This is a genomic window from Devosia albogilva, assembly GCF_042685625.1.
GTDB lineage: Bacteria > Pseudomonadota > Alphaproteobacteria > Rhizobiales > Devosiaceae > Devosia > Devosia albogilva.
On the sequence record NZ_JBHUNP010000001.1, the window covers coordinates 3,359,267 to 3,384,829 of the forward strand.

Genomic DNA, 25,563 nt, shown 5'->3' on the forward strand with positions numbered 1-25,563 from the left:
TAACGGAACGCAAGCGGATCGTGCCCGAATGACTGCAGAAATACACCTCGGCCTCGATGTCGGCGGCACCGCCTCGCGCTGGACCGCCTGTGCCCCCGACGGCACCGTCCTGCGCACCGGCAGCGGCTCCGGCGCCTCCGGTCACGTCTTCAATCCGGCAGAAAAGCTCAAATTCGCCAAGGTCTTGGAGAACATTGCTACCGAACTCGCTTCCGCCAACCTGAAGCCTGTCAGCCTGACCGCCGGCCTCACCGGCTACGGCACCCCCGCCGCCGCCGACCTCCGCCACCTCGCCGCCGAAACCCTTCGCCTGGACGCAGCGTCGATTCTCTTCACCGACGATATCTCCTTGGCGTACCTGGCGAATTTCGCGCCGGGCGAAGGCCATCTCGTCTCCGCCGGCACCGGCTCCATCGGCCTCCACTGGTCCGAATCCGCCCTTATCCGTGTCGGCGGCCGCGGCATCCTCATCGACGACGCCGGCTCCGGCAGCTGGATCGCCCTCCGCGCCCTCGACCGCATCTACCGCTGCCTGGATCACACCGGCTCCTTCGTCGACGTCGAGCCGCTCGCCCGGCACCTGCTGGACGCTATCGGCGGCGCGGATTGGCAGGATGTCCGAAGCTTCGTCTATGCCGGCGACCGGGGCCGCATCGGCACCCTGGCCACCGCTGTGGCGCGGGCGGCCGCGGAGGGGCATGCTGCCGCAATCGCGATCCTGGAGCAGGCGGGTACCGAATTGGCGTTGCTGGCCAAGGCCTTGGCCGCCCGTGTCGGGGAGCGGCCGGTCGGCTTCATCGGCGGAGTGCTGCGCCTGCACCCGGCCATTCTCGCCAGCATCCGCGCCAGCTTGGGACCGGAGCTGCGCCTGCTCGAGGCAGATGCCAGCCTTGCCGCCGCCCGGCTGCAGACCCGTGCCGGCGGAGGCTGGCGGCAGATTCTTGGCGCTTAGCCGAGCACCGGCATCTGCTCGCCGGTGAAGGCGGCTCGAACCAGCTCGAGCATCGAGGCGGGATCGACAGGTCGGGGATTGTTCTTCACCAGCCGCGTGATGCCCATGGAATCCGCGGCGATCTGCTCGAGCTGCCGCTCCTCGACCCCGAGTTCCGCAAGCGTGCGGGGAATGCCCACCGAGCTGAACAGCGCCTCCACGGCTTCGATCGCGGCCGCCGCCTGTTGCAGCTGGTTGCCATTGCGCGCCAGCCCCATGGCCGTGCCGATCTCGGCCAGTTCGGGCGCGCACCAGCCGCTGTTGAAGCGCATCACATAGGGCAGCAGCACTGCGACGCCCGCACCATGGGGCGTGTGCGTCAGCGCGCCGACCGGGTATTGCACCGCATGCGCGAGGGCGGTTCCCGCGGTGCCGAAGGCGATGCCAGCCGTCGTGGCGCCAAGCATTACGGCCGCCCGCGCTTCGATGTCATCGCCATTGTCGCACGCCCGCTTGAGGTTGCCGGCGATGTGGCCGATTGCCAGCAGCGCGTGGTGGTCGCTCAGGGCATTCTTGCCGAGGAAGACGTGCTCGTGGACGAGATCGGCGCTTGGCTGCCGACGCGCCGTGGTGAAGGCCTCGATGGCATGGGTGAGCGCATCGGCGCCGGACACCGCCGTCAGTCCCGGCGGGCAGGAATAGGTCAGTTCAGGGTCGCAGATGGCAGTGTGGCTGATCAGGTGCGGGCTGGCGATGCCGACCTTCAGCGCCCGGTCCGGATCGGCCACCACCGCCACCGGCGTGACCTCGGAGCCGGTGCCGGAGGTCGTCGGCACCAGGATCAGCGGCAACACCGGTCCGGGCACACGGAATTCGCCATAGTAGTCGGCGGCCTTGCCACCATGGGTCAGCAACAGTGCTGCGACCTTGGCCGCGTCCATGCAACTGCCGCCGCCGATGCCGATCACCAGGTCAGCCCCGAAGGCGCGGCCGGTCTCCACCGCATCGGCCAGACACTCGAGCGGAAGTTCGGGCAGCACGCCATCGAAGATACGGACCTGCAGCCCGGCCGCGGTCAGCCCGTCCACCAGTTCGGCGAACATGGTGTCGGCGGCGAGCCGCGCGTCCGTGATCACCAGAGCCCGCCGCCCAAGCGGAACGGCGAAACGCGGCAGGCTATGCCGCTGCCCGGCGCCGAAAACCAGATTGCGCGGCAGGCGCAATGTTCCGAACAATGACACGCAAATTTCTCCTGATGGTCTAGCCGGCGAGCCGCTGCAGAGTCTGCCACACGGTGTCGGCGATCGGCACGCCCTCGCGGAGCCGCAACTCACGGCAGGCGCGGGCGCGTTCTCCGGGGATCAGCACCCGCTCGAAGCCGGGCGCCGGCTCCATGGCACGGATGGCGCTGAGATAGCCTTCGAGGTCGCGATCGGGGCCTTTGATGACGATGAAGACGTCGCCCTTGTTGCAGATCTCGGTGTCATCGAGTGTGCCTCTGACCTCGCGCCCGAGGGCGGCCCCGGCGAGGCTTCCCACCAGCAGTTCCAGCGCCAGCCCGAGCACCTAGCCCTTGACCTCGCCGAAGGGAGCGATGGCACCACTCTTCGCCGCTTCAGGGTCCGTGGTTGGCTCTCCATCGGCATCCAGCGCCCAGCCTTCCGGCAGCCGCGCCTTGCGGTGGGCGTGGTCGTGGATTTCGCCCATGGAGGTAACGCTGGTGGCCGTGTCCATCACGAACACGCCCGATCCGGTCGGGACGCCGATAGCGATCGGATTGGTTCCGATCATCGCTCGCCGCGCGCCCCAGGGATGCACCAGGGCCTCGCTGATGGTCAGCGCGATCGTCGAGTAGCCCTGCTCAGCCAGGTGTTCCACATACCAGCCGAGCATGCCGACATGGTTGGAGTTCCGGATGGCAGCGAGAGCGATGCCAGTCGCCTCGACACGCCTCGTGAGCGCCTCGAGCGCCGCTCGGGCGACCACGGGGCCGAGACCGCCTTGACCGTCAACGGCCAGGAACGCACTGCCCTGCCAATCATGAAGCCCCGTGGCGAGGGGGTCGGCAACCCGGTTTCCGATGCGGGCAACGATGCGCTCGAGCCGCATCAATCCGTGCGAGTGGATGCCGCGCAGATCCGCTTCCAGCAACACGCTTGCCTGGGTGCTCGCATGTGCCTCTGGCACGCCGGCGCGCCACAACGCCCTCAGCGCCAGCCGCTCCAGCGTCGCATGGTCAATCAGGGCCATGGCCGACTTTCCTAGACATCTTCGGCCAGAACCACGCGGCTGCGCCGGATCGTCGGCATCAGGGAAGAGACGACGATGATGGCGGCGAGCCCGAGCAGCAACAGCGTCAGCGGTTCACTGACGAACACCCAGAAGCTGCCGCGGCTCAGGATCAGCCCGCGGCGCAGCGAATCCTCCAGCATGCCCCCGAGCACCAGTCCGAGCAGCAGGGGCGTGGGGTCGAACTTCAGCTTGAAGATGAGGTAGCCCACCACACCGAAGGCGGCGACCATCAACACGTCCGTTGGCCGCGAGTTCACGGAGTAGATGCCCACGCAGCAGAGCAGGATGATCGTGGGAAAGAGGAGGTGGTAGGGGACCTTGAGGAACTTCACCCACACCCCGATCAGCGGCAAGTTGATGATCACCAGCATCAGATTGCCGATCCACATCGAACTGACCACGCCCCAGAACAGCTCCGGGTGCATCTGGATCACCTGCGGGCCCGGCACGACCCCATGAAGGGTCATCGCCCCACCCACCAGAGCCATGGTCGCCGTCGAGGGCAGCCCCAGCGTCAGCAGCGGCACGAAGGTCGTCTGTGCAGCGGCGTTGTTGGCGGCCTCCGGCCCGGCCACACCCTGGATGGCGCCCTTGCCGAAGGTTTCCGGCCGTCGGGACACCCGCTTCTCCAGCACATAGGAGGCAAAGGAGGACAGCGTCGCCCCGTTGCCGGGGATGATCCCGATAATGGCGCCGAGCAGCGATCCGCGGGTGATTGCGCCGCCGGACTCACGCATGTCCTGACGGTTCGGCAGGAGGTCCCCGGCCACCGTGTCGACGAACGGGCGTTGTTCGGGCCGCTCGAGGTTGCGCAGGATTTCGGCGATGCCGAACAGGCCCATGGCGACGACAGCGATGTCGAAGCCGTCATAGAGCACGCCGCTGCCGAAGGTCAGGCGCGCTTCTCCGGTGATCTGGTCGGCCCCCACGAGCGCCATGGTGACGCCGATCATCAGCATGCAGAAGGACTTCAGCAGCGAACCGCTGCCGAGCACGATCGCAAGCGTCAATCCCAACACCATCAGCGCGAAGTAGTTGCCCGCGGTCAGTCCCAGCGCCAGCCGCGACAGCGGGATGGCGAGGGCCGCGACAACCAGGGTCGCAAAGCTGCCGGCGATGAACGAGGCGATGGCCGCGATGCCGAGTGCCTTGCCGGCCCGGCCCTGCCGCGCCATGGCGTGGCCGTCCAGGGCCGTCACCACCGACGAGGACTCGCCGGGCATGTTGACCAGGATGGCCGTAGTCGAGCCGCCATACTGGGCGCCGTAGTATATGCCCGCCAGCATGATGATGGCACCAGTGGGGTCGGCGCCGTAGGTGAGCGGCATCAGGATGGCGATGGTCGCCAGTGGCCCGATGCCCGGAAGCACGCCGATCAGGGTGCCCACGAGGCACCCGACGAGGCAGAGAAAGATGTTCTCGACGGACAGGACGACCGAGAAGCCGAGCAGGAGGTGCTGCACCAGATCGGTCATGCGCCGTCCTTCCCGCGGGTCCGGAACAGTAGGAGCAGTCCAGCCGCGATGGCACCATAGAGGCCATATGCAATCCGTACCGCGGTATCCCGCCCCAGTGGCTGCAGCGCCTGCTGCACTCCCACCGGAAACGGGGGAATGCTGAGCCGCAGCAGATCGGGGAACACCAGCAGCATCAGGGCCGTCAGCCCGAAGGCGAGGATCAAAAGCTCACGCAGGTTCACCTGTGGGGCGGCGCACCCGGCGATGAACACCGTCACCGGTCCCACCACGCAGAGCCCGAGCTGAGGCGTGGTCAGCAGACCGAAATCCCCGCCCCGGATGAAGAGAGCGAAGATCACGATGGCGACGGCAACGATCAGCGTCGGCTGCAGGACAATGTCGAAGCGCTCGAGGGCAGCCTCGGGAGCGGTGAGTCCTCGCACCAGAACGCCAGCGCCACCCAGCGCCAGCAGCAGCGCCAAGACCCGCGGCAGGGCTCCTGGCCCAAAGCTCGGCAGCGTCCCCACTGCCAGGCTGATCGCTCCGAACCAGATGAGGGCAGCGATGGCGATCATGACCGCACCGCCAATCACCTCTACACGTGCATAGGGTGGAACGAGCGTCCGCGTCCCTTGCTCCAACGCTTGGTGTGTCACACCGATTCCCTTCTGCCCCGAACCCGTCTTGCGCCGCACGTGCAGCAGACAGCCGGGACCTGCGCCCCGGCTATCACTTCGCAGCCTACTGCGTCGGGCCTGTCTCCTGGATCAGTGACGCCCAGGCATCGATCTGGCTCGCCATGAATGCGGCTGTCTGGTCCACATCATAGTCGCGCATCTCGATCTCGAGCTCGGAGTAGCGATCAACCACCGGCTGGGTCTTCAGCGCTTCCCGCGTCTTTTCGTTGAGGTACGCGACGATGTCGTCGGGCGTTTCCCTCGGCACGAACAGGGCGATCCAGGAGTCGATCACATAATTCTCGACTCCGGCATCAACCACCGTTCCCACATCCGGCAGGGCCGGCGACCGGTCTGGTCCCGTCATGACGATCGGCGTCACGCTGCCCGAGCGGATGAAGGGCAGCGCACTGGAGATGTCGAGAATGCTGGCCGAAACACGGCCGGCGATAACGTCCGTCATGGCTTCGGTCGCGCCGGGATAGGGCACAGGGGTCATGGAAAGACCGGTCCGCAGCTCGAGCCCCCTGCGGGCATACTCGCCCACAGCGGTCCAGCCGGCATAGGTCAGGGCACCCTCGTTCGCCTCACCGTATGCGATCAGCTCCGGCAGCGTCTTCACGCCGAGATTGTTGGCGACAACCATCACGTAAGGCGTGTAGCCGATGACGGCGACGGGCCGCAGATCCCGAGGGGGATAGTAGTCGGCCGCCGGGTTGCTGACCGGGTTGATGGCGATGGTGGACGCGGCGCCCATCACCACGGTGTAGCCGTCTGGCTGGGCATTGATGCCCTGCTTGGTTCCGGCCACGCCGGCGGAGCCGGGGACGTTCTCGACGATGATCCGCTGGCCGGTCAGGTCCGCCATCGCCTCGCCCCAGATGCGGGTCTGCGTGTCGGCACCGCCGCCGGCGCCGAACGGCACGATGGCGGTGATCGGCCGGTCGGGATAATCCTGCGCCAATGTGATCGCCGGGCTCAAGCCAAGGCCCGCAGCGACGATCGCCGCCGCTCCCAGCCGCCAGGCACTGCTCCGGCCGCTCGGCCGTAATCCGTGTTCGGTCGTATTCATCCAGTCCTCCCTTTCGGTTGCGGCGCAGCTCTGCTGCTGTCCCTTCGCCGCATCTCCGGTCCGAATTGCTAGTCGAGTTCGTCGGCGCGGCCCATGCTGGGGCCTGTCAGTTTCGGTCAATGAAAACCGCCCGATCAGCCGCTATCGCTGGGCGCCCATCACGTCGAGCACCGCTCCGGTGACCAGCGACGCCTTGTCGGACAGCAGCCAGACGATGGCTTCGGCCACCTCTTCCGGCTGGCCGGCGCGGCCCAGCGGGTTCTTGGCGGCAAACTCCTTCACCCGGTCGGCCTGGCCGGCCTTGGCGTGGATCGGCGTGTCGATCATGCCGGGGCGGACGGAGTTCACCCGCACTCCGTCGCGAGCCACTTCCACCGCCAGGCCCTTGCTGATCGTGTCCACGGCCGCTTTCGAGCCGGCATAGTGGATGAAGCGCCCAGGCGATCCCGTCAGCGCGCCGATCGAAGACACATTGACGATGCTGCCGCCCTTGCCGCCGAACTTGGTCGACATCCGCTTGATGCCCTCGCGGCAGGCGATCAGCACGCCCACCGTGTTGACGGCGTAGATGCTCATGGCCTCGTCGAAGTCGTAGTTGTCCGCCGATCGGTGCGAGGGGCCGTTGATGCCGGCATTGTTGACAAGCCCGGTGATGGGGCCGAAAGCCCGGTCGGTCTCGTCGAACAGCCGCAGGATATCCGCTTCCGTGCCCATGTCCGCGCCGACGACGATGGCCTTGCCGCCGGCCGCCTCGACATCGGCGGCCACTCCTTCCGCCAGCTCGCGGGAGCTCTTGTAGTTTACCACCACATGGGCGCCCGCTGCACCCAGCAGTCGGGCGGTAGCCGCGCCGATGCCGCTGCTTGCGCCGGTGACTATGACGACGTCCTGCATGGATCCTCCTGGGCAGACTCGATTTGGTGCGGCGGCGCCGCGCTGGTTCAACCTACGCTAGGGATTCCGCGATGGCTCGGATGCACTGCCGGCAAGAATTTCACCCGCCGAAAGCACTTGGCTGGCTCCGAAGGGTCTCCCAGCCGCTCCGCTACTGCTGCGCACCAGCGACTTGCCGAAGGGAGCAAATTCAGTGGCCAGCAAGCGGAAGATCATCATCACCTGCGCCGTGACCGGCTCGATCCACACGCCGTCCATGTCACCGCATCTGCCGGTCACGCCGGACGAGATCGTGGAGGCGGTAGTGGGAGCAGCGGACGCGGGAGCAGCGGTTGTTCACCTGCATGTGCGCCACCCTGAAACGGGTGAGCCGAGCCAGTCGACCGAGCTGTTCGGGGCGGTGCTGCCGCGCATCAAGCAGCGCTCGGATTGTGTCCTCAACCTCACCACCGGCGGCGCCGCCACCATGACGGTGGAGGAGCGCCTCCGCCCGGTCGCGACCTTCAAGCCGGAGCTGGCCTCGCTCAACATGGGCTCGATGAACTTCGGGCTCTACCCGATGCTGACGCGCTTCGACACTTTCCGGCATGCGTGGGAGCGGCCGTATCTTGAAGGCTCGCGCGACCGCATCTTCCGCAACACCTTCGGCGATATCGAAACCATCCTGTCCCGCTGTGCCGAGAACGGCACGCGGTTCGAGATCGAGTGCTACGACATCGGCCATCTCTACACCTGCGCCCATTTCCTCGAGCGCCACCTGCTGAAGCCGCCGATCTTCATCCAGAGCGTGTTCGGCATCCTGGGCGGCATCGGCGCCCACCCGGAAGACGTCATGCACATGCGGCGCACCGCCGACCGCCTGTTCGGTGACCGCTACCACTGGTCGGTGCTGGGGGCAGGGCGCAACCAGATGAACATTGCCACGCAGTCGGTGCTGCTCGGCGGTAATCTGCGGGTGGGTCTCGAAGACTCGCTCTGGCTCGGGCCGGGAAAGCTCGCCACCTCCAACGCCGAGCAGGTGCGGCTTGCCCGTCAGCTCGTCGAGTCGCTCGGCTATGATGTGGCGACGCCCGACGAAGCCCGTGAGCTGCTGCAGCTCAAGGGCCAGGACCGGGTGGAGTTCTGATGCAGAAGCGAGGCCCGGCTCAGCCGGGCTTCTGCCAGTTCAGCAGCGTACCGCCGGTCTTGGCCGGCTGTGCTGCGATATCGGCTGGCGGTGGGTAGTCATCGGCGTTGAGCACGAAGCCGGGCTTGGCCGCGAAATCGGCCCGGGGCGGGCAGAAGATGTCATAGAGCGAACTCTCCGGCCCATCCTCGCCGACATCGCGGCTGGTGTGGATGACGCGCGCCGGGATCACCATGATGGACGGCGTCGGGGTCACGGAATGATCGTCCGGCACCCACTCGCCGAGATCGGCGCCCCAGGTGTAACGCAGATGGTGGATCCAGTTCCCGTCGAGGCAGAGCGAGCCCTGCTCGAAATCGTCGTGCCAGTGCGGGCTGAGGCCCTTGGTGTCGCGTCTCGTGTGGAAGTGGCGGAACAGGTTGACCATCAGGTTGGTGGATTGGAAGCAGCGCGGCTGGATGCGGTCGCCGTCCGGGTCGAGATACTGCGCCAGTGGGTAGTAGCGGATCTTGTAGCCACCCTTCGGCTCCGGGCCGAGGGTGGGTGGAGCGAGTTCCGGTGCCCCATCTGCATAGACATCGCTGTTCACCGCAAGGTCCAGGATGTCCGTCGCCGCTTTGGAGAACACCCGCACCAGGCGTCCGCCGGTCGAGACCCTGATGCGGCTTTGTCCTGGCGGGATGATGGTCAGCGAGTCGGGCCTCACCATGACGACCTCGCTTCCGGCTTCCACTGTCACAGCCGCCGAGTTCGGCGGGATGATCAGCATGTACTCCTCGGCGTCATTCTCCCGCGCCAGCACGGCTCCGGGTTCGACTTCGGAGTAGCATATCGCGAAGTTCCCGCCGCGGGTGATCCAGCTTCGCGCCAGTCCGTCCGGGCTCGTGAGCTGCGGCTCCTGCTGCGAAAAGACGGACCGCGTTGCCAGCCGGCAGGCAGGTTGGCTCATGGACGGTTTCTCCCATTTGTGTGTCTGGGGCACGGTCCTACGCGGCGGTCCGCAGGCCCGCATCGGCCGCCCACCCCGATTTCGGACCACGAAATTGCGTTGGGGCTCTGCCCGTTTTGCTTGTTGCGGCCGGAGGCGTGTGCTTTCGTGCCCACTATCGGGAGAGCAACAAGACCGGCCTCGGCCGGTCGCTGGGGAGAGACCATGGAACGCACGGTGGAGGAGTGGGGCGGAGCACCTGTTTCCGAGGCCACCGAACCCGCCAGCGCGACCACCAGCAACGTGCATGTGCGCACCAACTCCCGCCGGGGCCACACCAACCCGACCGACCGCTCCTACCCGCCCGTGATGGCGGTGCTTCGGGCGCTGCACGTGCTGAAGGCGGTCAATTCCACGGCGATCGCCACCATCAATTCCATTCACCGCGAAACCGGCATCCCGCGCCCCACCATCGTGCGCATGCTCGAGACACTGATGCATGAGGGTTACGTGGTCCGCGATAACATGTGCGGCGGCTACCGTGTCACCGGCAAGGTGGCGGAACTGTCTGCCGGGTACAGCGGCATTTCTCGGGTGATCGAGGTCGCGCGACCGCTCGCGGTGGGGCTCACGCGCAAGATCAAGTGGCCGATCGGACTCGGCGAGATCGACGGCGACGAGATCGAGATCCGCTACTGGACCGGAACCATCAGTCCGGTGGTGCACACCAACACCGTTCTTGGCAAACGCCCCGACCTTTTGCGCTCGGCCATGGGCCGGGTCTACATGGCTTTCTGCCCCGATGAAGAGCGCGATCGTCAGATCGCGTTGCTGCGCCGACGGCTCGGCGACGACTTCAACCAGGTTGCGGAAGATGAGTATCGCGGGCTGCTCGGCCGCATCCGCCAGAGCGGCTTCGCCACTCGCGATCCGGGGACAGAACCGACGCGCATGACGACGTTCGGCGTGCCCATCCTTGACGGGGACTCTGTGGCGGCCGTGATGTCGGTGAGCTTCTTCACCTCCTCGGTTCCGCTGAGCGCGGTGCGCGAAACCGTGCTCGAGCCTCTGATCGAAACCCGGCTCAACATCGAACACGCGCTGGCCTTCATCAGCACCCGTCCGCACCTCGATGCCGGTCTCCAGCGTGAGTACGACGTCAGCCTCTAGGCCGGTTTCCGCTCACTCCTCGTCGAGCTTGGGGTTGGTCGCTGGGGTGCCGCCCTCGAACCAGATGTCGAACTTGCGCTCCGTCACCTTCCAGCCCTCGGCGGTCTTGATCATGCGATCCGTCACCAGCGCAATCTGGATGGGCGGGTGCGTGGGCAGCACTGGCTTGCCGTCGGCAGCGTAAAGCATCATGAACCACCGCGCGGTGGCCTTGTCGGGGCTGCCGTCGAAATCGGCGCGGAAGTTCTGCACGCCGTGAACGACCGTGCGGTCACCACGGTCCTCGCGCCACTTGTAGAAGGCGCGGATCTTCTCGCGCCCGATATAGCTGGCGGCCGGGCCGACGAAAGCGCCGTCGGGGGTGTAGTACTCCGGTGCGCCTCGGCCCCAATTGGTGTCGACGTCATGCCAGTAGTCGATCAGCAGAGCGTGGAGCTCCTGGGTCAGAGCCAGGCGATCAGCGCTGATGTTCATGGTCGTCTTTTCCTTCGCTCGCGAACTCGGCATCGCAGGGCGAGCCTGCTGCCTGAGCCTGCGTAGCAGCCACTCCGCGAAGCGGAGCTGCCGAACGAAGGCAGTTTCGGCGCATGAAAAAGCGGAGCGCGAACATGATGCTCGCGCTCCGCGGCAGACCGGAATGGCGGGGAACTAGCGGACGGAGGTCTGGTCCTGAACCGCGTCTTCCGGCTCCAGCGAGTTCTTCACCTGCGGGGATGGTTGCGGGGTCTCGGGGGTGCTGACCGGCAGGATCGGCAACTCCACGGAGGGCTGCTCGCCGGTCAGGGTCCGCAGGAAAGCGGAAATCGCCTGGACTTCTTCCTCGCTCAGGTCGGCGCCCAGCTGGCTGACGCCCATAATGGCGACGGCCTGCTCCAGGTCCCACACCTTGCCGCTGTGGAAGTAGGGGGCAGTCAGTTCGACATTGCGCAACGGCACGGCGCGGAAGACGTATTCGTCGCTCGCCGTCTGCGTCACCGCGAAGCGACCCTTGTCGTTGGGCGGCAGGATTTCGCTACCCGGGCGTTCCACCACGCCGAACGGGAAGTAGTCCTGCCCGCCGAGGTTCACCCCGGCATGACAGCCGGCGCAACCGGTGTCGATGAACAGTTGCAGGCCCTCCTTCTCCTCGTCCGAGAGAATGTTGAGATTGCCTTCCAGATACTGGTCGAAGCGGGAGGCCGGCGTGATCAAGGTCGCTTCGAAGGCCTCGATCGCGCGCGCAACATTGTCGAAGGTGAGTGGCTCGTCTTCCCCGGGGAAGGCGAGGGCGAAGCGTTCCTGGTATTCGGGCATGCTGTTCAGCACCGAGAGCACCAGCTCTGGAGTCGCTGCCATTTCGACTGCAGCCTGGATCGGCCCCGTCGCCTGGGTACGCAGGTCCTCGGCGCGGCCATCCCAGAACTGCGCAACGTTGAACACGGCATTGAACACGGTCGGCGAGTTGCGCGGACCCCGCTGCCAGCCGTGGCCGATAGAGGTCTCGAGATTGTCGTCCCCGCCCATTGCCAGGTTGTGGCATGAGTTGCAGCTGAGAACGCCACTGGCGGACAGCCGCGGATCGAACCACAGCATCCGCCCCAGTTCCACTTTCTCGCGGGTGACGGCATTGCCCTCGACCGCCGGCACCATGGATGGAATGGGCTCGAACAGTTCGTTGGCCAACTGGTGAAGCTCGTCTACCGGGGCGGCGGTATCGGCTTCTGCGCCACTGTCCTGTGCGATGGCGGCAACGCCAAACACGCTGACTATGGCAAGGGCGGAAACGGCGGCAAGACGCATCGGACTTCTCCCTCCTCGCGTGGAACTCCCCGATCACGAAACCGCCCGCCACCAAAAAGGTTGCGCCAGAGTGGTTTGTCTGGCGCGTCGAGCCGGACTCGCGCAAAAGGTTATGGCGTCAGTCCACAGTCGGAGTTCTCATGTCCCTGTTCGTCTTCGTCGGCTCACAGAACCGCACCGATACCGAAATTCGGGAAGGCGGAGGACTGCAGGTCTTCTCCTACGACGAGGGTACGGCGGACCTGCGCCTGCTGCATGCCGAAGCGGGTGCCGATAACCCAAGCTATATTGCCATCGATCAGCCGGGTGGCGCTCTCTACGCCGTCAACGAAGTCGGCTCATGGCTCGAGTGTACGGTCAGCGCGTACGGCATCGACTGGACCTCCGGTGCTCTGACCTACCTCAACAGGCAGCCCACCCGTGGTCGCGCCAGCTGCCATGTGGCGCTGCTGCCGGGTCACCGGCTCGGCGTTGCCAACTACAGCCACGAGGATGGCGGACCCGATCAGGCGGTCTGTTTCTATCCGCTGAGTGCGGATGGCAGCATCGATGCTCCGTTTGCCAGCGCGCCGCACAAGCCGGAGGCCGGCCACGAACCCCGAGATCGCAGCCACGCCCACTGCGTTTCGCTGACGCTTGATGGCAGACTGGTTCTGGTGACCGACCTCGGGCTTGATTGCGTCTTCGCCTACGACGCTGCCGATCCTGCGCGTGAAGTGCAGCGCGTGCGGTTGCCCGCTGGGCACGGCCCGCGCCACGTGGTCGGCCACCCCGGTGGCCGCTTCATCTACGTTCTCAACGAGCTGGTGCCGTTCATCAGCGTCCTCGAATGGGACGGCAGTATCCTGCGGCATCACTCCGATGTCGGCACCCTGGAGAACCTCGAGCCCGGCGCGGCCGCTTATGGCGCAGCGATCCAGCTCTCCTCGGACGCCCGTTTTCTCTATGCCTCGACGCGCGGCGTAGACTGCATCAGCGTGTTCGAGGTCAATTCCGACGGCAGCCGGCTGGAGCGCGTCCAGGTTGCAGGCTGCGGCGGCGCCTGGCCGCGGGACTTCTGCCTCACGCCGGGCGGTAAGCACGTGCTGGTCGCCAACCAGCACAGCAACTCGGTCGCCATCCTGTCGCGGGATGGCGAAAGCGGCCAGTTGACGGACACCGGCCACCGCCTCGACATCGGTACGCCTCAATGCGTGAAGATCGTCCAAGCTTCATGAGCTGAGCAACCAAATCAACGTTGCTGCGTTGGTGCGCGTCGAGGGGCGTTGTGCATTGCATGCAGGGGCAGACGGCTTGATAGCGACCGCCGATTTTCTGACGAACGGCGGCAAGATGGCCGAGCTTATTCGGGATTTCGACTGGTCGGCCACACCGCTGGGGCCGATCGGCTCCTGGCCCATTTCCATCCGCACCACCGTTGGCCTGATCCTTCGCTCAAACCTGCCCATCGCCACCCTCTGGGGTGAAGGCGGCATCATGATCTACAATGATGCCTATGCCGCTATCGCTGGCAGCCGTCATCCGCATCTGCTGGGTTCCGCCGTTCGGGAAGGCTGGCCGGAGCTCGCCGAATTCAGCGACCACTTCATGAAGGTGTGCCTTGCCGGCGGCAGGCTCTCCTACAAGGGGCAGGAACTCACGCTGCACCGCTCTGGCGAGCCGGAACAGGTCTTCATGGACCTCGATTATTCGCCGGTGCTCGGCGAGTCCGGCGAGCCGATCGGCGTCATCGCCATGGTGGTGGAGACCACGGAACTTGTCCGCGTTCACCAGCAACTGGCCCGAAGCGAGGAACGCTTCCGCGCCCTGACCACCGCCACCTCGAGCATCACCTATCGCATGAGCGCCGATTGGAGCGAACTGCTCCAGATCGAGGGCCGCGGAGTCCTTCCGCCCCTGGCGCTACCGGCACGCAACTGGATCGAAGCCCTGGTGCTGCCGGAAGATCAGAACCCCGTCCGCGCCGCCATAGAGGCAGCGGTCCGAGCCCGGACGCCCTTTCATAGCGAACACCGCATTGCCAGCCCCACTGGTGGTGTCCGCTGGCTGGAATCGACAGCGGTGCCCTTGCTGGGCCCGCAAGGTGAGGTCGTGGAGTGGTTCGGCTCGGCCGCCGACGTCACCGAGCGCCACCGTGCCAATGAGCAGCGCGCGCTGCAGCAACAGCGACAGCGGAGGCTGTTCGAACAGGCACCCGGATTCATCGTCATCATGCGGGGGCCGGATCACGTCGTCGAGTTCGTCAACGATGCGCACCGGGAAGTCTTCAACTCCGGCGACTGGGTCGGACGCACGATGCGCGAGGCTTTCCCCTCGATCGCAGGGCAGGGGTTCTTCGAGGCGCTGGACGAGGTCTACACCACTGGCCGCACGCGCGAGTTCAACGCCACCCCGGTGGAGTTCCAGACTTCGCCCGAAGCGTGCCCGGTGTTGCGCTATCTGACCTTCGTCTACGCGCCGCTCTACGACGATGCCGGCCAAGTTACCGGCGTGTTTTGCGAAGGCTACGACGTCACCGCAGCCCATACCGCCCAGCGCCGCACGGCCGCCCTGGCGGAGCTCGGCGACCGCATCCGCGACATCGCCGATCCGGATGACCTTGCCTACGCCGCCAGTGAACTGCTCGGGCGCGAATTGGGGGTCAGCCGCGTCGGCTACGGGACCATCGACAAGGCCGCCGAAACCATCAGCATCGATCGGGACTGGAACGCCCCGGGCATCCGCAGCCTTGCCGGTCTGCTGCACTTCCGCGACTACGGCAGCTACATCGACGAACTCAAGCGCGGCGAGACGGTCGTGGTCGAGAACGCCTACGAGGATCCGCGCACCCGCGACACCGCCGACAACCTCAAGGGCATCAGCGCCCAGTCTTTCGTCAACATGCCGGTGACGGAGCAGGGGGGCTTCGTGGCCCTGCTGTACCTCAACCACGCCGAGCCCCGCGGGTGGAGCGAGGACGAGCTGGTGTTCATCCGCGAGATCGCGGATCGCACCCGCACCGCCGTTGAGCGCCGCCGGGCCGAGGCCGAGCTGCGCCAGAACGAGGAACGCCTGCGCTTCCTCGACCTGCTCGGCAAGCAGACCGCCAATCTGGCCGACGCAGACGAAATCCTGGCCACCACCACCCGCATGCTGGGCACCTATCTCGGCGTGTCGAATTGCGCCTATGCCGATATGGAGCCGGATGAGGATCACTTCACCATCCGCGGCGACTGGAGCGTACCGGGGTCGCAATCGATCCGTGGTTACTACAGCCTGGCGGCGTTCGGTCGGCTTGCGGTCGTCAATCTCCGGGCCGGCAAGCCGCTGGTCATCAACGACAACCTCAAGGAGCTGGCACCGGAAGAGGCGGCGACGTTCCAGTCCATCGGCATCGGCTCCACCATCTGCATGCCATTGGTGAAGGAGGGACGGCTCACCGCCCTCATGGCCATTCACCACAAGGGCCCGCACCAATGGACCGAGCGCGAACTCGGCATCTTGAGCGAGGTCACAGAACGCAGCTGGGCCCATATCGAGCGGGTGCGCTCCGAGGCGGCAGCCCGCGAGAACGACGCCCAGTTTCGCACGCTCGCCCAGGTGCTGCCGAGCCATGTGTGGACGGCCCGCCCGGACGGCCTGCTCGACTGGTTCAACGACCGGGTCTACGCCTATAGCGGCGCCCGACCGGGTGAATTGGACGGTCATTCTTGGAGCCACATGCTTCATCCGGAAGATGTGGCCGCTGCCGTGCTGTCCTGGCAGGAGTCGCTGGCGAGCGGCGCACCCTTCCAGAACGAATCCCGCATGCGTCGCCGTGATGGCGAGTGGCGATGGCATCTCGCCCGCGCCGTGCCCCTCAGGGACGAATTCGGCAAGATCGTGCGCTGGGTGGGCACCAATGTCGATGTCCACGACCAGAAAAACGCTGAAGCTCTGCTCGAAGCCCGGCTGGCCGAGCGCACGGCGGCCCTGGCGGAAACCAGCGAACGGCTGCAGCAGAGCCAGAAGATGGAGGCCATCGGCAATCTCACCGGCGGCGTCGCCCACGACTTCAACAACCTGCTGAGCGCCGTGCTCGGCAGCCTCGAGCTGCTGCGCAAGCGGATCGGCGATGATCCGGCGCTGGTGAAGCTCGTCGACAATGCGGTGGAAGGGGCCAACCGTGGCGCCTCGCTCACCCGCCGCATGCTGGCCTTCGCCCGCCGGCAGAACCTGCAGGCCGAACGCATCTACGTGACCGCCCTCGTAGCCGGCATGCGTGAACTTCTCGAGCGCTCGCTCGGCCCGATGATCAGCATCGAGGTCGACCTGCCGGCCGACCTCCCGCTGATCCAGACCGACGCCAATCAGCTCGAATCCGCGCTGCTGAACCTGGCGGTGAATGCCCGGGACGCCATGCACGGGGAGGGGCGGATCACCATCACCGGCCGTGCGGAGTTGCTGCCGGTTCCGCGGCACGGGCTTGCGGCAGGCAACTACCTGCGCCTGAGCATCGCCGATACCGGCGAGGGCATGGACGAAATCACCCTGAGACGCGCGGCCGAGCCCTTCTACACCACGAAAGGCGTCGGCAAGGGTACGGGCCTTGGTCTCTCGATGGTGCATGGCCTTGCCACCCAGTCGGGCGGCACGCTGGTGCTGAAGAGCCGCAAAGGCGAGGGCACCACTGCCGAAATCTGGCTACCTGCCGTCGACGGAAACGCCGGGACTTTGCTGGCTACTGCCGCCACACACTCACCTGTTGAAGACTCCGCCGAGGCTAGACCCTTGCGTATCCTTGCCGTCGACGACGACGCTCTCGTGCTAATGAACACCACGGCCATGCTGGAAGACCTCGGCCACACCGTGCGCGAGGCCTATTCCGGCCGCGAGGCGCTGGACCTGCTCCTGACCGACCCGCAAGTCGACCTGGTGATCACGGACCACGCCATGCCGCAAATGACCGGCGCGCAGCTCGCCAGCGAAATCCGCAGCCGCTGGCCCGATCTGCCGATCGTGCTGGCGACCGGCTACGCCGAGCTGCCCTCGGGCAATGATCCCGGCCTGCCGCGATTGTCGAAGCCGTTCAGCCAGAATGACCTGCGCCGCGCCCTTGCCGCCGTGGCGGTCTGACCTGCGCGGTCACTGGCCGAGAAACATCCGCACGAACAGCCCAACCAGCACGACGGCAGCGACGCCGCCGATCCAGAGGGCGACGAACCAGATCAGCCGCTGCAGGCCAGCCGGCATCAGTGGTAGCCCTCTTCCGGGTCGATCTTGCCGCGAAACACCCAGTAGGCGTAGCCGGTATAGGCGAGGATGATCGGGATCAGCACCGCCGCGCCCACCAGTAGGAAGATCAGTGACGATTCCGGCGCTGCTGCCTCGTGGATGGTGAGCGCGCCGGGCACGATATAGGGATAGAAGCTGATCCCGAGCCCCGCAAAGCTCAGCACGAACAGGCCAAGGGCGGCAAGGAACGGCTGCAAGTGCTTGTCCGTGGTCAGCCCGTGCCAAAGTGCCAGCGCACAGAGGGCGATCAGCGTCGGCACGAAGGCCGAGAAGAAGGCGGTGGGCCAGCCGAACCAGCGCTCGAAATACACCTCGTCGATGAACGGGCTCCACAGCGACACGATGCCGATCAGCACGATGGTGCCGACACCGGCGAGCATCGAGATGCGACGGGCGCGGTGCTGCAGGTCGCCCGTGGTCTTGAGGTTCAGCCACGTGGCACCGAGCAGCGCGTAGCCCACCACCACGGCAACGCCGGTGACGATCGAGAACGGGGTCAGCCAGTCCCACCAGCCGCCGGCATATTCGCGATCGGCCACCTGGATGCCCTGCACCAGCGCGCCCAGCGCGATACCCTGCATGAAGGCGGCGATGGTGGACCCGATCCAGAACCCGTGGTCCCACCAGCCGGAACCGCGTTGCGTCCGCCAGCGGAACTCGAAGGCCACGCCGCGGAAGATCAGGCCCAGCAGCATCAGGATGATGGGGATATAGAGCGCCGGCAGCACCGTGGCATAGGCGAGCGGGAAGACTGCCATCAGCCCCCCACCGCCCAGCACCAGCCAGGTCTCGTTACCGTCCCATACCGGCGCCACCGAGTTGGTCATCACATCCCGGTCGTGCCGGTGGGGGAACAGCGGGAACAGGATGCCGACGCCAAGATCGAACCCGTCCAGCACCACATAGGCCAGCACCGCAAAGGCGATGATCGCCGCCCAGATCGTCGGCAAGTCAAACGGCATGGCTGCCTCCCTCGCGGATCGGCTCTTCCTGGGCCGGGCCGGGCGTGATGCCGGCGGCGCGGTGCGGTCCCTTGTCGAGTTCGTGATCCTCTTCGAGGATCGGAGGCCGGCGGAACAGCCGGAACAGGTAGAACACGCCCGCGCCGAACACGAGGAAGTAGACCACCACGAACGCCACCAGCGAGGCGCCCACCGCCGGTGCCTCCACCGGCGACAGGCTCTCTGCCGTTCGCATCAGGCCGTAGACGGTGTAGGGCTGCCGGCCGACTTCGGTGGTGTACCAGCCGGCGAGCACCGCCACGAAGCCGGAAGGCCCCATCACGATCGCAGCCCGATGCAGCCAGGGGTTGCTGTAGATATTGCCGCGCCAGCGCGCCCAAAGCGACCACAGGCCCAGCCCCAGCATGGCAAAGCCTATGCCGACCATGATCCGGAAGGCGTAGAACGGGATCACCACCGGTGGCCGTTCGTCCTCGGGAAAGGCATCGAGCCCGTCGAGCGGCGCGTTCGGGTCATGCATGAGGATCAGCGATCCAAGCTTCGGAATCTCCACCGCATAGTCGAGCCGTTGCTCGGCCTCGTTGGGCACACCGAACAGCACCAGCGGGGCGCCATCGGGATGGCTCTCGTAGTGCCCTTCCATGGCCGCGATCTTGGCGGGCTGGTGCTCGAGCGTGTTGAGCCCGTGCTGGTCGCCGACCAAAATCTGGATCGGCGTGACGATCGCCGCCATCCACATCGCCATCGAGAACATGATCCGCGCCTGCCGGTTGGACTTGTCCTGGAGCAGGTGCCAGGCGCCTACTGCGCCGACCGCGAAGGCGGTGGTGAGGAAGGCGGCCAGCACCGTATGGGTCAGTCGGTACGGGAAGGACGGGTTGAAGATGATCGCCCACCAGTCCTCGGGGATGAAGCGGCCAATCTCGTCCACCGAGTAACCGGCCGGGGTGTGCATCCAGCTATTCGCCGAGGTGATCCAGGTCGCCGAGATCAGCGTGCCGATCGCCACCGCGGCCACCGCCACCATGTGCAGTGCGTCGCCAACGCGCTTGCGGCCAAAGAGGGCAATGCCGAGGAAGCCCGCCTCGAGGAAGAAGGCGGTCAGCACTTCGTAGCCCATCAGCGGCCCGATCACCGCCCCGGCACGATCCGAGAAGACGCTCCAGTTGGTGCCGAACTGGTAGCTCATTACGATGCCCGACACGACGCCCATGCCGAAGGTTACCGCGAAGATGGTCTTCCAGTATTCGAACAGGCGCAGATAGGCCGGGTCACGCTTCCACAGCCACAAGCCGTTCAGCACCATCAAATAGCTGGCGGTGCCGATGGAGAACGCCGGGAAGATGAAATGGAAGGAAACGGTGAACGCGAACTGGATGCGCGCAAGCATCTCCGCCGTCATGCCGAAGTCCATGCCGCCCTCCTGCAGGTTCCGTCATGCTGATACTAGCCCGGAACAGGGAGACGGACAGCCGGCATACTGCCGCAGCGACCAGACAGGGGAAGAACAAGCGCTGTCCGCGGCTTACGGCAAGCCGCGGAATCAATTTCAGAACTGCCGATCACATCCAGCCGGCAAGCACACCAAGGCCACCGAGGGCGAACAGGCCACCCGCCAGACGGGCCGCAACCCGGCCGTGGCGCCCGAGCACCTGTGCCACACCCAGGCTGCCGGCAATCCCCGCGAGGTGCAGCAGCGCTGTCGCGGCCATGAAGCCGGCGGCATAGGTTAGGCCTGCCATGTCGGCCGGCATCTCGGTGCCATGGGCGTGACCGTGGAACACAGCGAAGACACCCACCAGCGCCGCTGCGGCGGCGACGGGCAGCGGGCGTCCGGTGGCTGCGGCGGCGCCGATGACGATACTCGAGACAGCAATGCCAAGTTCCACCAGCGGCAGCTGGATCTGCGCGGCTCCGAGCAGAAATCCGCCGGCCATCATGCCGACAAAGGCCAGTGGCACCGCCCAGAGCGCCCGGCCGCCCAGCACGAAGGCGAAGACGCCGACCACCACCATGGCCAGCACATGATCGATGCCGCCCAGCGGGTGGCCGAAGCCATAGGCGAATCCGTCCGCCGGCACATGGCCGGCATGGGCAAGGGCCAGGCTCGGCGTCACAGCCAGCAACAGCAGGGCAGGGATCAGGCGCATCGTCATCCTTTCGGGGACCGGTGGGTCCCACTGAACAATTGAACGGCCCGCCAGAGCTTCCAGTATCTCGCCTGATCATTTACGACCGGGCAGCGAAGTTTGTCCATCGTCCTCTCGGTCCTGCAACGACAGGATTGGTGCGGCGTTCTTCGAGTTCTCGAACCGGAAGTTCCTTATGCTCCTGCCGATCTTTCTCATGCTGCTCCTGACCTTTGTGCAGGCGCTGCTTCCGGGCATGTACCTGTCAAAGCAGGTCGGCTCAGCGAACCAGATGGGGCCGCGCGACGACCTCCCACCCCCGAGCCGCGAACTCGGACGCGCACAAAGGGCGCTCGCCAACCTGCACGAGACGCTGCCAGTCTTCCTCACCCTGGCGCTGCTGTCGCTGATTCTGGGCGAGCAGGGCTGGTTGTCGCTGCTCGGTGCGTGGGTATTCCTCCTTGGCCGTGTGGCCCACATCTTCTGCTATATGCGCGGCCTGTCGCCGTGGCGCTCCTACGCCTTCGGACTGGCCTGCCTCGGCCTCGCCGCCATGGTCATTCCGCTTGTCCCACACCTGTGGTCGTGACCCCTTGCGCAGTCCACGCTTTCCCATTACGTACGGGGCACGGCTCTAGGGGTTTAGCTCAGTTGGTAGAGCATCGGTCTCCAAAACCGAGGGTCGTGGGTTCGAGTCCCCCAGCCCCTGCCAGCCGTCCGCGTTGACGTAGAGTTCGCTTCCTCAACGCCTTCTCCGATCATGATGCGAATGCACTGAACCGTCTTCGAGCGGCGCCGTTCCTGTTGCGGAGGTGCGCCGATGACCGAAGATGAGCTGCAGATGCGTTTTGAATTGGTGCGGCAGGCGATTGCGACGTGGAACGCCGAAACCGCTGGCCTCGTGGCCGCCGCCAGCCAGCGGCAGCTCACCGGGGAGCGGGACGAGGAACGGATCGCCTGGGCGAACAAAGCCCTCGAGGCGGTTTGTGCAGAACGTGATGGATTGATCGAGGCAGCGACCGCCGTGCCGGACCGCTCCGGCGACCTCAGCCGCGGCATCGAGATCGCGCTGAACGAACTCGACCTGATCGGCCAAACCATCGCAGCGCAACTGGAGAAGCTGCAATAGGACCGAGATAGCTACGGGTCCGCAGTTTCGTTGCGGACGTGCCAGGAGGCCCGTGCTCTAGGCGGACCCCTTCTGCGGCAGCTCTATGTCCTCCTCAACCTCCTGCATCAGCTTCTCGCGTCCATCGCCTTCGAGCTTTTGGCGGACACGCTCCACCTCTGCATCGTCCACGTCCACGGGCGCACTGCTGTCGTCCGGGATGCCGTCGCCGGTCTGGGCGATGGTTTCGTTCTTGGGACGATCGTTGTTGCCGGTCGTGATCTTGGTGTTGGTCATGGCGACACCTCCATCCCGCTCGAACGCATCCGGACCTGTTTGGTGCCGAGCTCGAAACCAGGATGATGGGGAGGGCTCTTGGGTCAGGCGTTAGCTGGCGGGCGAGGACTTCTTCCCCTCAACCACCATATACCCGTCTCGCGCCAGCGCCGCTTCCACCTCGCCGGCCGGTGCGCCGGTAATCTTGTCGCCGGATTCCACCGTGGCGAAGTAGCGCCACTCCATGTGCTGCAGGTGTTTGGGGATGGCAGCCTGAGGCCCGGATGGCAGCACCACGATGGTGGGGGCAAGCCCGTCCTGCTTGACCTCCGAGATGAAGACATTGACCTGCATCTGAACTCCCCCTTTCAGATCGACCGTGTCTGCGCGAGGGCGGAGCCTAGAACCTGGGCGGCTCGTATCTCGGCAATCGGTCGAAGCGGCGCTGAAGGTCTTGAGTGGCCAACTGCTGCTGCAGGGCGCGCAACCGGGCGTCCTGCGCGCGATAGGCGGCGTCGGCTTCGAGTTCGCGCTGCAGGCAGATCGGCCGCTGCTGGTTTGCTGCCAGCACTTCGGGCGTCGTGCCCGCGAGCGGGGCAGGGCAGGCGGCAGCGACCATGGTGGTGCCCGCCAGCAGGATCGCAGTGGCAACGAGAAAGCGCTTCATGCTCTGCAGCATGGCAGAACTCTTCCACAAAGCAAATGAACTCGCCGCTACTCGGCTGCGATTGCAAATTTCTCAGTGTGCCGTGCCTTGAGCCGGTTGAGCTGGTGCGCCGCATGGGCGAGCAGCGCCGTGCGGACTTCGTTGAAGGGCTTATGGCCCACATCGGCCTTGACCTTGAGGTCGAGGTTGTAGCGCGACACATTGCCCATGAAGCGCTCCTCGACGCCGACACGGACAACTCCGGTGATGCGCCCATTTATGGTCTTGTGCGGCCCGAAATATCGGAGTTCGCAGGACGTCACGTCGAACGTCGTCTCGCCAATACCCATGATCGCAGCCCTCCCGCTGCCACCTTTTGGTCGCAATTGGATCAAAGTGCATCTCGAGAGCGCTTGCAAGGGCAAAATGAAGAAGTGTTTGCAAAACGTTAACACTTGCTCCGCACCTGAGTGATTCTGCCTCACCCCAAAAAGGAAACGTGAGGCAGTTGCATTCGCTCGCGCTTTTCACTAGATAGCCAACTCCGGCCGTGCGGGGTTCCTGCGCGGCCTTTGGTCTTTGACCAAAATTCGAAGAGTTGAGTCGCAATGGCCCGTACGAACCCCGTCACGTTCCTGCAGCAGGTGCGGCAGGAAGTCTCCAAGGTCACCTGGCCGACGCGCAACGAGGTGCTGGTCTCGACCGTGATGGTCCTGATCCTCGTCGCGCTGGCGAGCCTCTTCTTTCTCGTAGCGGACCAAGTCATTTCCTGGCTGGTCCAGCTTATGCTTTCGATCCGCTAGCCGGATCAGACAACGTTTTATTGGGAGCGGCGAGGCGGCATGGCCAAGCGCTGGTACATCGTTCAGGCTTACTCGAATTTCGAGCGCAAGGTGGCGGAGGATATCCGTCAGAAGGTTGCGCAGAAGAAGCTCGAGCATCTGTTCGAGGACGTGATCGTGCCGACCGAGAAGGTCGTCGAGGTCCGCCGGGGTCGCAAGGTCGACACCGAGCGCAAGTTCTTCCCCGGCTATGTGCTGGTGAAGATGGACATGACCGACGAGGCCTTCCACCTCATCAAGAACACGCCCAAGGTCACGGGCTTCCTCGGCTCCGGCGATCGGCCCATGCCGATCAGCGAGAGTGAGGCCCAGGCCATCCTGCAGCAGGTGCAGGAGGGCGTGGATCATCCCAAGCCCTCGATCAGCTTCGAGGTCGGCGAGAACGTCCGCGTGTCGGACGGTCCCTTCGCCAGCTTCAGCGGCGTCGTCGAGGAAGTCGACCACGAGCGCTCGCGCCTCAAGGTCGAGGTTTCGATTTTCGGGCGGCCCACTCCGGTGGAGCTCGAATACGGTCAGGTCGAAAAGGTCTGATCACCCAGCTTCGGCTGGAAACCCGTGGGAGGGCAGGGCGCTCGCCAGGCACCCGTCAGTCCCGCACCACGGCGTCAACAGCCTGCTCCGGCAGGCGTAGAAAGGACGAAAAATGGCAAAGAAAATCGTTGGCTACGTAAAGCTGCAGGTGCCGGCTGGCTCCGCCACCCCGTCGCCCCCGATCGGTCCGGCCCTCGGCCAGCGCGGTCTGAACATCATGGAATTCTGCAAGGCCTTCAACGCGGCCACGCAGGAGATGGAGAAGGGCTCGCCCATCCCCGTCGTCATCACCGCCTATGCCGACAAGAGCTTCACCTTCGAGATGAAGCAGCCGCCGGTGACCTACTTCATCAAGAAGGCCGTCAACCTCAAGTCCGGCTCCAAGCTGCCGGGCAAGGAATCGGCCGGCACCATCACCCAGGCTCAACTGCGTGATATCGCCGAGAAGAAGATGAAGGATCTCAACGCCGACAGCGTCGACGCCGCCGTGTCGATGATCGCCGGCTCCGCCCGTTCCATGGGCATCCAGGTCGAGGGCTGATAGAACATGGCAAAGATCGCAAAGCGCGTCGCTTCCTCCCGCGAGGGCATTGACCGCAACAAGCTCTATCCGCTCGAAGAAGCCGTGAAGATGGTCAAGGCCCGCGCCTCGGCCAAGTTCGACGAGTCGGTCGAGATCGCCATGAACCTCGGCGTCGACCCGCGTCACGCCGACCAGATGGTCCGCGGCGTGGTCAACCTGCCCAACGGCACCGGCAAGACCGTTCGCGTCGCCGTGTTCGCCCGTGGCGGCAAGGCCGACGAGGCCAAGGCCGCTGGCGCCGACGTGGTGGGTGCGGAAGACCTGCTCGAGCAGATCCAGGGCGGCAACATCAACTTCGATCGTTGCATCGCCACTCCGGACATGATGCCGCTGGTCGGCCGTCTCGGTAAGATCCTCGGCCCGCGCAACCTGATGCCGAACCCCAAGGTCGGCACCGTGACTATGGACGTTAAGGGCGCCGTCGAGGCTGCCAAGGGCGGCGCCGTTGAGTACCGCGTCGAGAAGGCCGGCATCATCCACGCCGGTGTCGGCAAGGTTTCCTTCTCCGAGGAAGCGCTGCTGCAGAACATCAAGGCGTTCACCGACGCCGTGCAGAAGTCCAAGCCGGCTGGTGCCAAGGGCACCTACGTCAAGCGCGTTGCCGTGAGCTCCACCATGGGCCCGGGCGTGCACGTCGAGCCGAACACGGCTCTGTAACACCGAATTCCGGGGGCCTCGGCTCCCGGGTCGTCACCGGCTCCGGCCGGTGGCGCAAGTCCTGTCCGAGACTGCCGGTGCCAACCATCCGGGTTGGCTTAATGCCTCAAGGGCGCCAGCACAGACGGGGTGAAGACCCAATTCTGCCGGCAACGGCAGGGGAAGGTTCGAACCTAGACCAGTTGCTTTCGAGCGCTTGGTTGGCAGGCACATCACCGCCGCGTTCCGGTTCTCCGGAACAAGGCATTTG

26 protein-coding genes, 1 tRNA gene and 1 pseudogene are annotated in these 25,563 nt (G+C 65.5%); 12 read left to right on the plus strand and 16 right to left on the minus strand.

Translation table 11 applies throughout. The annotated features are described in order from the left end of the window. Positions 1-28 precede the first annotated feature (28 nt). The gene (locus tag ACFSX5_RS16770; RefSeq protein ID WP_386834984.1) at positions 29-952 is read left to right on the plus strand and encodes a BadF/BadG/BcrA/BcrD ATPase family protein; all 924 of its coding nucleotides are present in this window, start codon (positions 29-31) and stop codon (positions 950-952) included. On the opposite strand, the gene ACFSX5_RS16775 is transcribed toward ACFSX5_RS16770, so the two are convergent. The 6 genes and pseudogenes from ACFSX5_RS16775 to ACFSX5_RS16800 all read right to left on the minus strand — a co-directional run bounded on the left by ACFSX5_RS16775 (position 949) and on the right by ACFSX5_RS16800 (position 7,323). Then, entirely contained in the window at positions 949-2,172 is a 1,224-nt protein-coding gene (locus ACFSX5_RS16775; RefSeq protein ID WP_386834985.1) for an iron-containing alcohol dehydrogenase, read from the minus strand. The two genes, ACFSX5_RS16770 and ACFSX5_RS16775, sit on opposite strands and share 4 nt — an antisense overlap. A gap of 19 nt (positions 2,173-2,191) precedes the next feature. Continuing rightward, positions 2,192-3,181: pseudogene (locus ACFSX5_RS16780) on the minus strand (Ldh family oxidoreductase). Positions 3,182-3,192: 11 nt separating this feature from the next. Continuing rightward, complete coding sequence (locus ACFSX5_RS16785; protein ID WP_386834986.1) at positions 3,193-4,698, minus strand: tripartite tricarboxylate transporter permease; 1,506 nt, start codon at positions 4,696-4,698, stop codon at positions 3,193-3,195. Beyond that, positions 4,695-5,375, minus strand: coding sequence for a tripartite tricarboxylate transporter TctB family protein (locus tag ACFSX5_RS16790; RefSeq protein WP_386834987.1), 681 nt, complete (start codon positions 5,373-5,375; stop codon positions 4,695-4,697). The genes ACFSX5_RS16785 and ACFSX5_RS16790 overlap by 4 nt, the downstream gene beginning before the upstream one ends. Positions 5,376-5,421: 46 nt before the next feature. Further along, entirely contained in the window at positions 5,422-6,429 is a 1,008-nt protein-coding gene (locus ACFSX5_RS16795; RefSeq protein WP_386834988.1) for a Bug family tripartite tricarboxylate transporter substrate binding protein, read from the minus strand. Positions 6,430-6,570: 141 nt separating this feature from the next. Then, on the minus strand, positions 6,571-7,323 hold the full coding sequence (locus tag ACFSX5_RS16800) for an SDR family oxidoreductase (protein ID WP_386834990.1): 753 nt from the start codon (positions 7,321-7,323) through the stop codon (positions 6,571-6,573). A 193-nt stretch (positions 7,324-7,516) separates the two neighbouring features. Between ACFSX5_RS16800 and ACFSX5_RS16805 the strand changes: the two genes are divergently transcribed. Beyond that, on the plus strand, positions 7,517-8,449 hold the full coding sequence (locus tag ACFSX5_RS16805; RefSeq protein WP_386834991.1) for a BKACE family enzyme: 933 nt from the start codon (positions 7,517-7,519) through the stop codon (positions 8,447-8,449). Between the two features lie 19 nt (positions 8,450-8,468). Here the strand turns inward: ACFSX5_RS16805 and ACFSX5_RS16810 are convergent, their stop codons facing one another. Beyond that, positions 8,469-9,398, minus strand: coding sequence for a hypothetical protein (locus tag ACFSX5_RS16810; RefSeq protein ID WP_386834992.1), 930 nt, complete (start codon positions 9,396-9,398; stop codon positions 8,469-8,471). 204 nt (positions 9,399-9,602) lie between these two features. On the opposite strand from ACFSX5_RS16810, the gene ACFSX5_RS16815 reads away from it, so the two are divergent. Then, positions 9,603-10,547, plus strand: coding sequence for a helix-turn-helix domain-containing protein (locus tag ACFSX5_RS16815; protein ID WP_386834994.1), 945 nt, complete (start codon positions 9,603-9,605; stop codon positions 10,545-10,547). 12 nt (positions 10,548-10,559) lie between these two features. Here ACFSX5_RS16815 and ACFSX5_RS16820 read toward each other — a convergent pair whose 3' ends face one another. Together ACFSX5_RS16820 and ACFSX5_RS16825 are read right to left on the minus strand one after the other, a co-directional pair. Then, entirely contained in the window at positions 10,560-11,021 is a 462-nt protein-coding gene (locus ACFSX5_RS16820; protein ID WP_386834995.1) for a nuclear transport factor 2 family protein, read from the minus strand. A gap of 174 nt (positions 11,022-11,195) precedes the next feature. Further along, the gene (locus ACFSX5_RS16825) at positions 11,196-12,326 is read right to left on the minus strand and encodes a cytochrome-c peroxidase (RefSeq protein ID WP_386834996.1); all 1,131 of its coding nucleotides are present in this window, start codon (positions 12,324-12,326) and stop codon (positions 11,196-11,198) included. A 140-nt stretch (positions 12,327-12,466) separates the two neighbouring features. Here ACFSX5_RS16825 and ACFSX5_RS16830 point away from each other — a divergent pair, with 140 nt between their 5' ends. Beyond that, positions 12,467-13,543 carry a lactonase family protein gene (locus ACFSX5_RS16830; RefSeq protein WP_386834997.1) on the plus strand — a complete coding sequence of 359 codons (1,077 nt, stop codon included), beginning with the start codon at positions 12,467-12,469 and terminating at the stop codon, positions 13,541-13,543. Positions 13,544-13,658: 115 nt separating this feature from the next. After that, positions 13,659-17,420, plus strand: a complete 3,762-nt coding sequence (locus tag ACFSX5_RS16835; protein ID WP_386834998.1) for a PAS domain-containing protein — start codon at positions 13,659-13,661, stop codon at positions 17,418-17,420. Positions 17,421-17,536: 116 nt separating this feature from the next. On the opposite strand, the gene cydB is transcribed toward ACFSX5_RS16835, so the two are convergent. The 3 genes from cydB to ACFSX5_RS16850 all read right to left on the minus strand — a co-directional run bounded on the left by cydB (position 17,537) and on the right by ACFSX5_RS16850 (position 20,691). Beyond that, positions 17,537-18,541 carry a cytochrome d ubiquinol oxidase subunit II gene (gene cydB / locus ACFSX5_RS16840; protein WP_386834999.1) on the minus strand — a complete coding sequence of 335 codons (1,005 nt, stop codon included), beginning with the start codon at positions 18,539-18,541 and terminating at the stop codon, positions 17,537-17,539. Beyond that, on the minus strand, positions 18,531-19,955 hold the full coding sequence (locus ACFSX5_RS16845; protein ID WP_386835001.1) for a cytochrome ubiquinol oxidase subunit I: 1,425 nt from the start codon (positions 19,953-19,955) through the stop codon (positions 18,531-18,533). Before ACFSX5_RS16845 ends, cydB begins: the two co-directional genes overlap by 11 nt. 148 nt (positions 19,956-20,103) lie before the next feature. After that, positions 20,104-20,691 (minus strand): HupE/UreJ family protein, encoded by a 588-nt coding sequence (locus ACFSX5_RS16850; protein ID WP_386835003.1) that lies wholly within the window; start codon positions 20,689-20,691, stop codon positions 20,104-20,106. Between the two features lie 175 nt (positions 20,692-20,866). On the opposite strand from ACFSX5_RS16850, the gene ACFSX5_RS16855 reads away from it, so the two are divergent. From ACFSX5_RS16855 to ACFSX5_RS16865, 3 genes are all read left to right on the plus strand, one after another. Next, positions 20,867-21,259 (plus strand): MAPEG family protein, encoded by a 393-nt coding sequence (locus ACFSX5_RS16855; protein WP_386835004.1) that lies wholly within the window; start codon positions 20,867-20,869, stop codon positions 21,257-21,259. Positions 21,260-21,306: 47 nt separating this feature from the next. Next, a tRNA-Trp gene (locus ACFSX5_RS16860) sits at positions 21,307-21,382 on the plus strand. Between the two features lie 108 nt (positions 21,383-21,490). Then, a complete protein-coding gene (locus tag ACFSX5_RS16865; protein WP_386835005.1) occupies positions 21,491-21,799 on the plus strand; it encodes a hypothetical protein in 309 nt (102 codons plus the stop codon). A 57-nt stretch (positions 21,800-21,856) separates the two neighbouring features. Here ACFSX5_RS16865 and ACFSX5_RS16870 read toward each other — a convergent pair whose 3' ends face one another. From ACFSX5_RS16870 to ACFSX5_RS16885, 4 genes are all read right to left on the minus strand, one after another. Then, positions 21,857-22,075, minus strand: a complete 219-nt coding sequence (locus ACFSX5_RS16870; protein ID WP_386835007.1) for a hypothetical protein — start codon at positions 22,073-22,075, stop codon at positions 21,857-21,859. 90 nt (positions 22,076-22,165) lie between these two features. Next, complete coding sequence (locus ACFSX5_RS16875; RefSeq protein ID WP_386835008.1) at positions 22,166-22,408, minus strand: hypothetical protein; 243 nt, start codon at positions 22,406-22,408, stop codon at positions 22,166-22,168. A gap of 46 nt (positions 22,409-22,454) precedes the next feature. Continuing rightward, entirely contained in the window at positions 22,455-22,733 is a 279-nt protein-coding gene (locus tag ACFSX5_RS16880; protein WP_386835009.1) for a hypothetical protein, read from the minus strand. A gap of 35 nt (positions 22,734-22,768) precedes the next feature. Then, positions 22,769-23,050, minus strand: coding sequence for a hypothetical protein (locus ACFSX5_RS16885; protein WP_386835010.1), 282 nt, complete (start codon positions 23,048-23,050; stop codon positions 22,769-22,771). 258 nt (positions 23,051-23,308) lie between these two features. On the opposite strand from ACFSX5_RS16885, the gene secE reads away from it, so the two are divergent. The 4 genes from secE to rplA all read left to right on the plus strand — a co-directional run bounded on the left by secE (position 23,309) and on the right by rplA (position 25,313). After that, positions 23,309-23,503, plus strand: coding sequence for a preprotein translocase subunit SecE (gene secE / locus ACFSX5_RS16890; protein ID WP_386835012.1), 195 nt, complete (start codon positions 23,309-23,311; stop codon positions 23,501-23,503). Positions 23,504-23,542: 39 nt separating this feature from the next. Further along, complete coding sequence (nusG, locus tag ACFSX5_RS16895) at positions 23,543-24,073, plus strand: transcription termination/antitermination protein NusG (protein WP_386835013.1); 531 nt, start codon at positions 23,543-23,545, stop codon at positions 24,071-24,073. Between the two features lie 112 nt (positions 24,074-24,185). Then, complete coding sequence (gene rplK / locus ACFSX5_RS16900; protein ID WP_386835014.1) at positions 24,186-24,614, plus strand: 50S ribosomal protein L11; 429 nt, start codon at positions 24,186-24,188, stop codon at positions 24,612-24,614. Between the two features lie 6 nt (positions 24,615-24,620). Further along, on the plus strand, positions 24,621-25,313 hold the full coding sequence (gene rplA / locus ACFSX5_RS16905; protein ID WP_386835016.1) for a 50S ribosomal protein L1: 693 nt from the start codon (positions 24,621-24,623) through the stop codon (positions 25,311-25,313). Positions 25,314-25,563 lie beyond the last annotated feature (250 nt).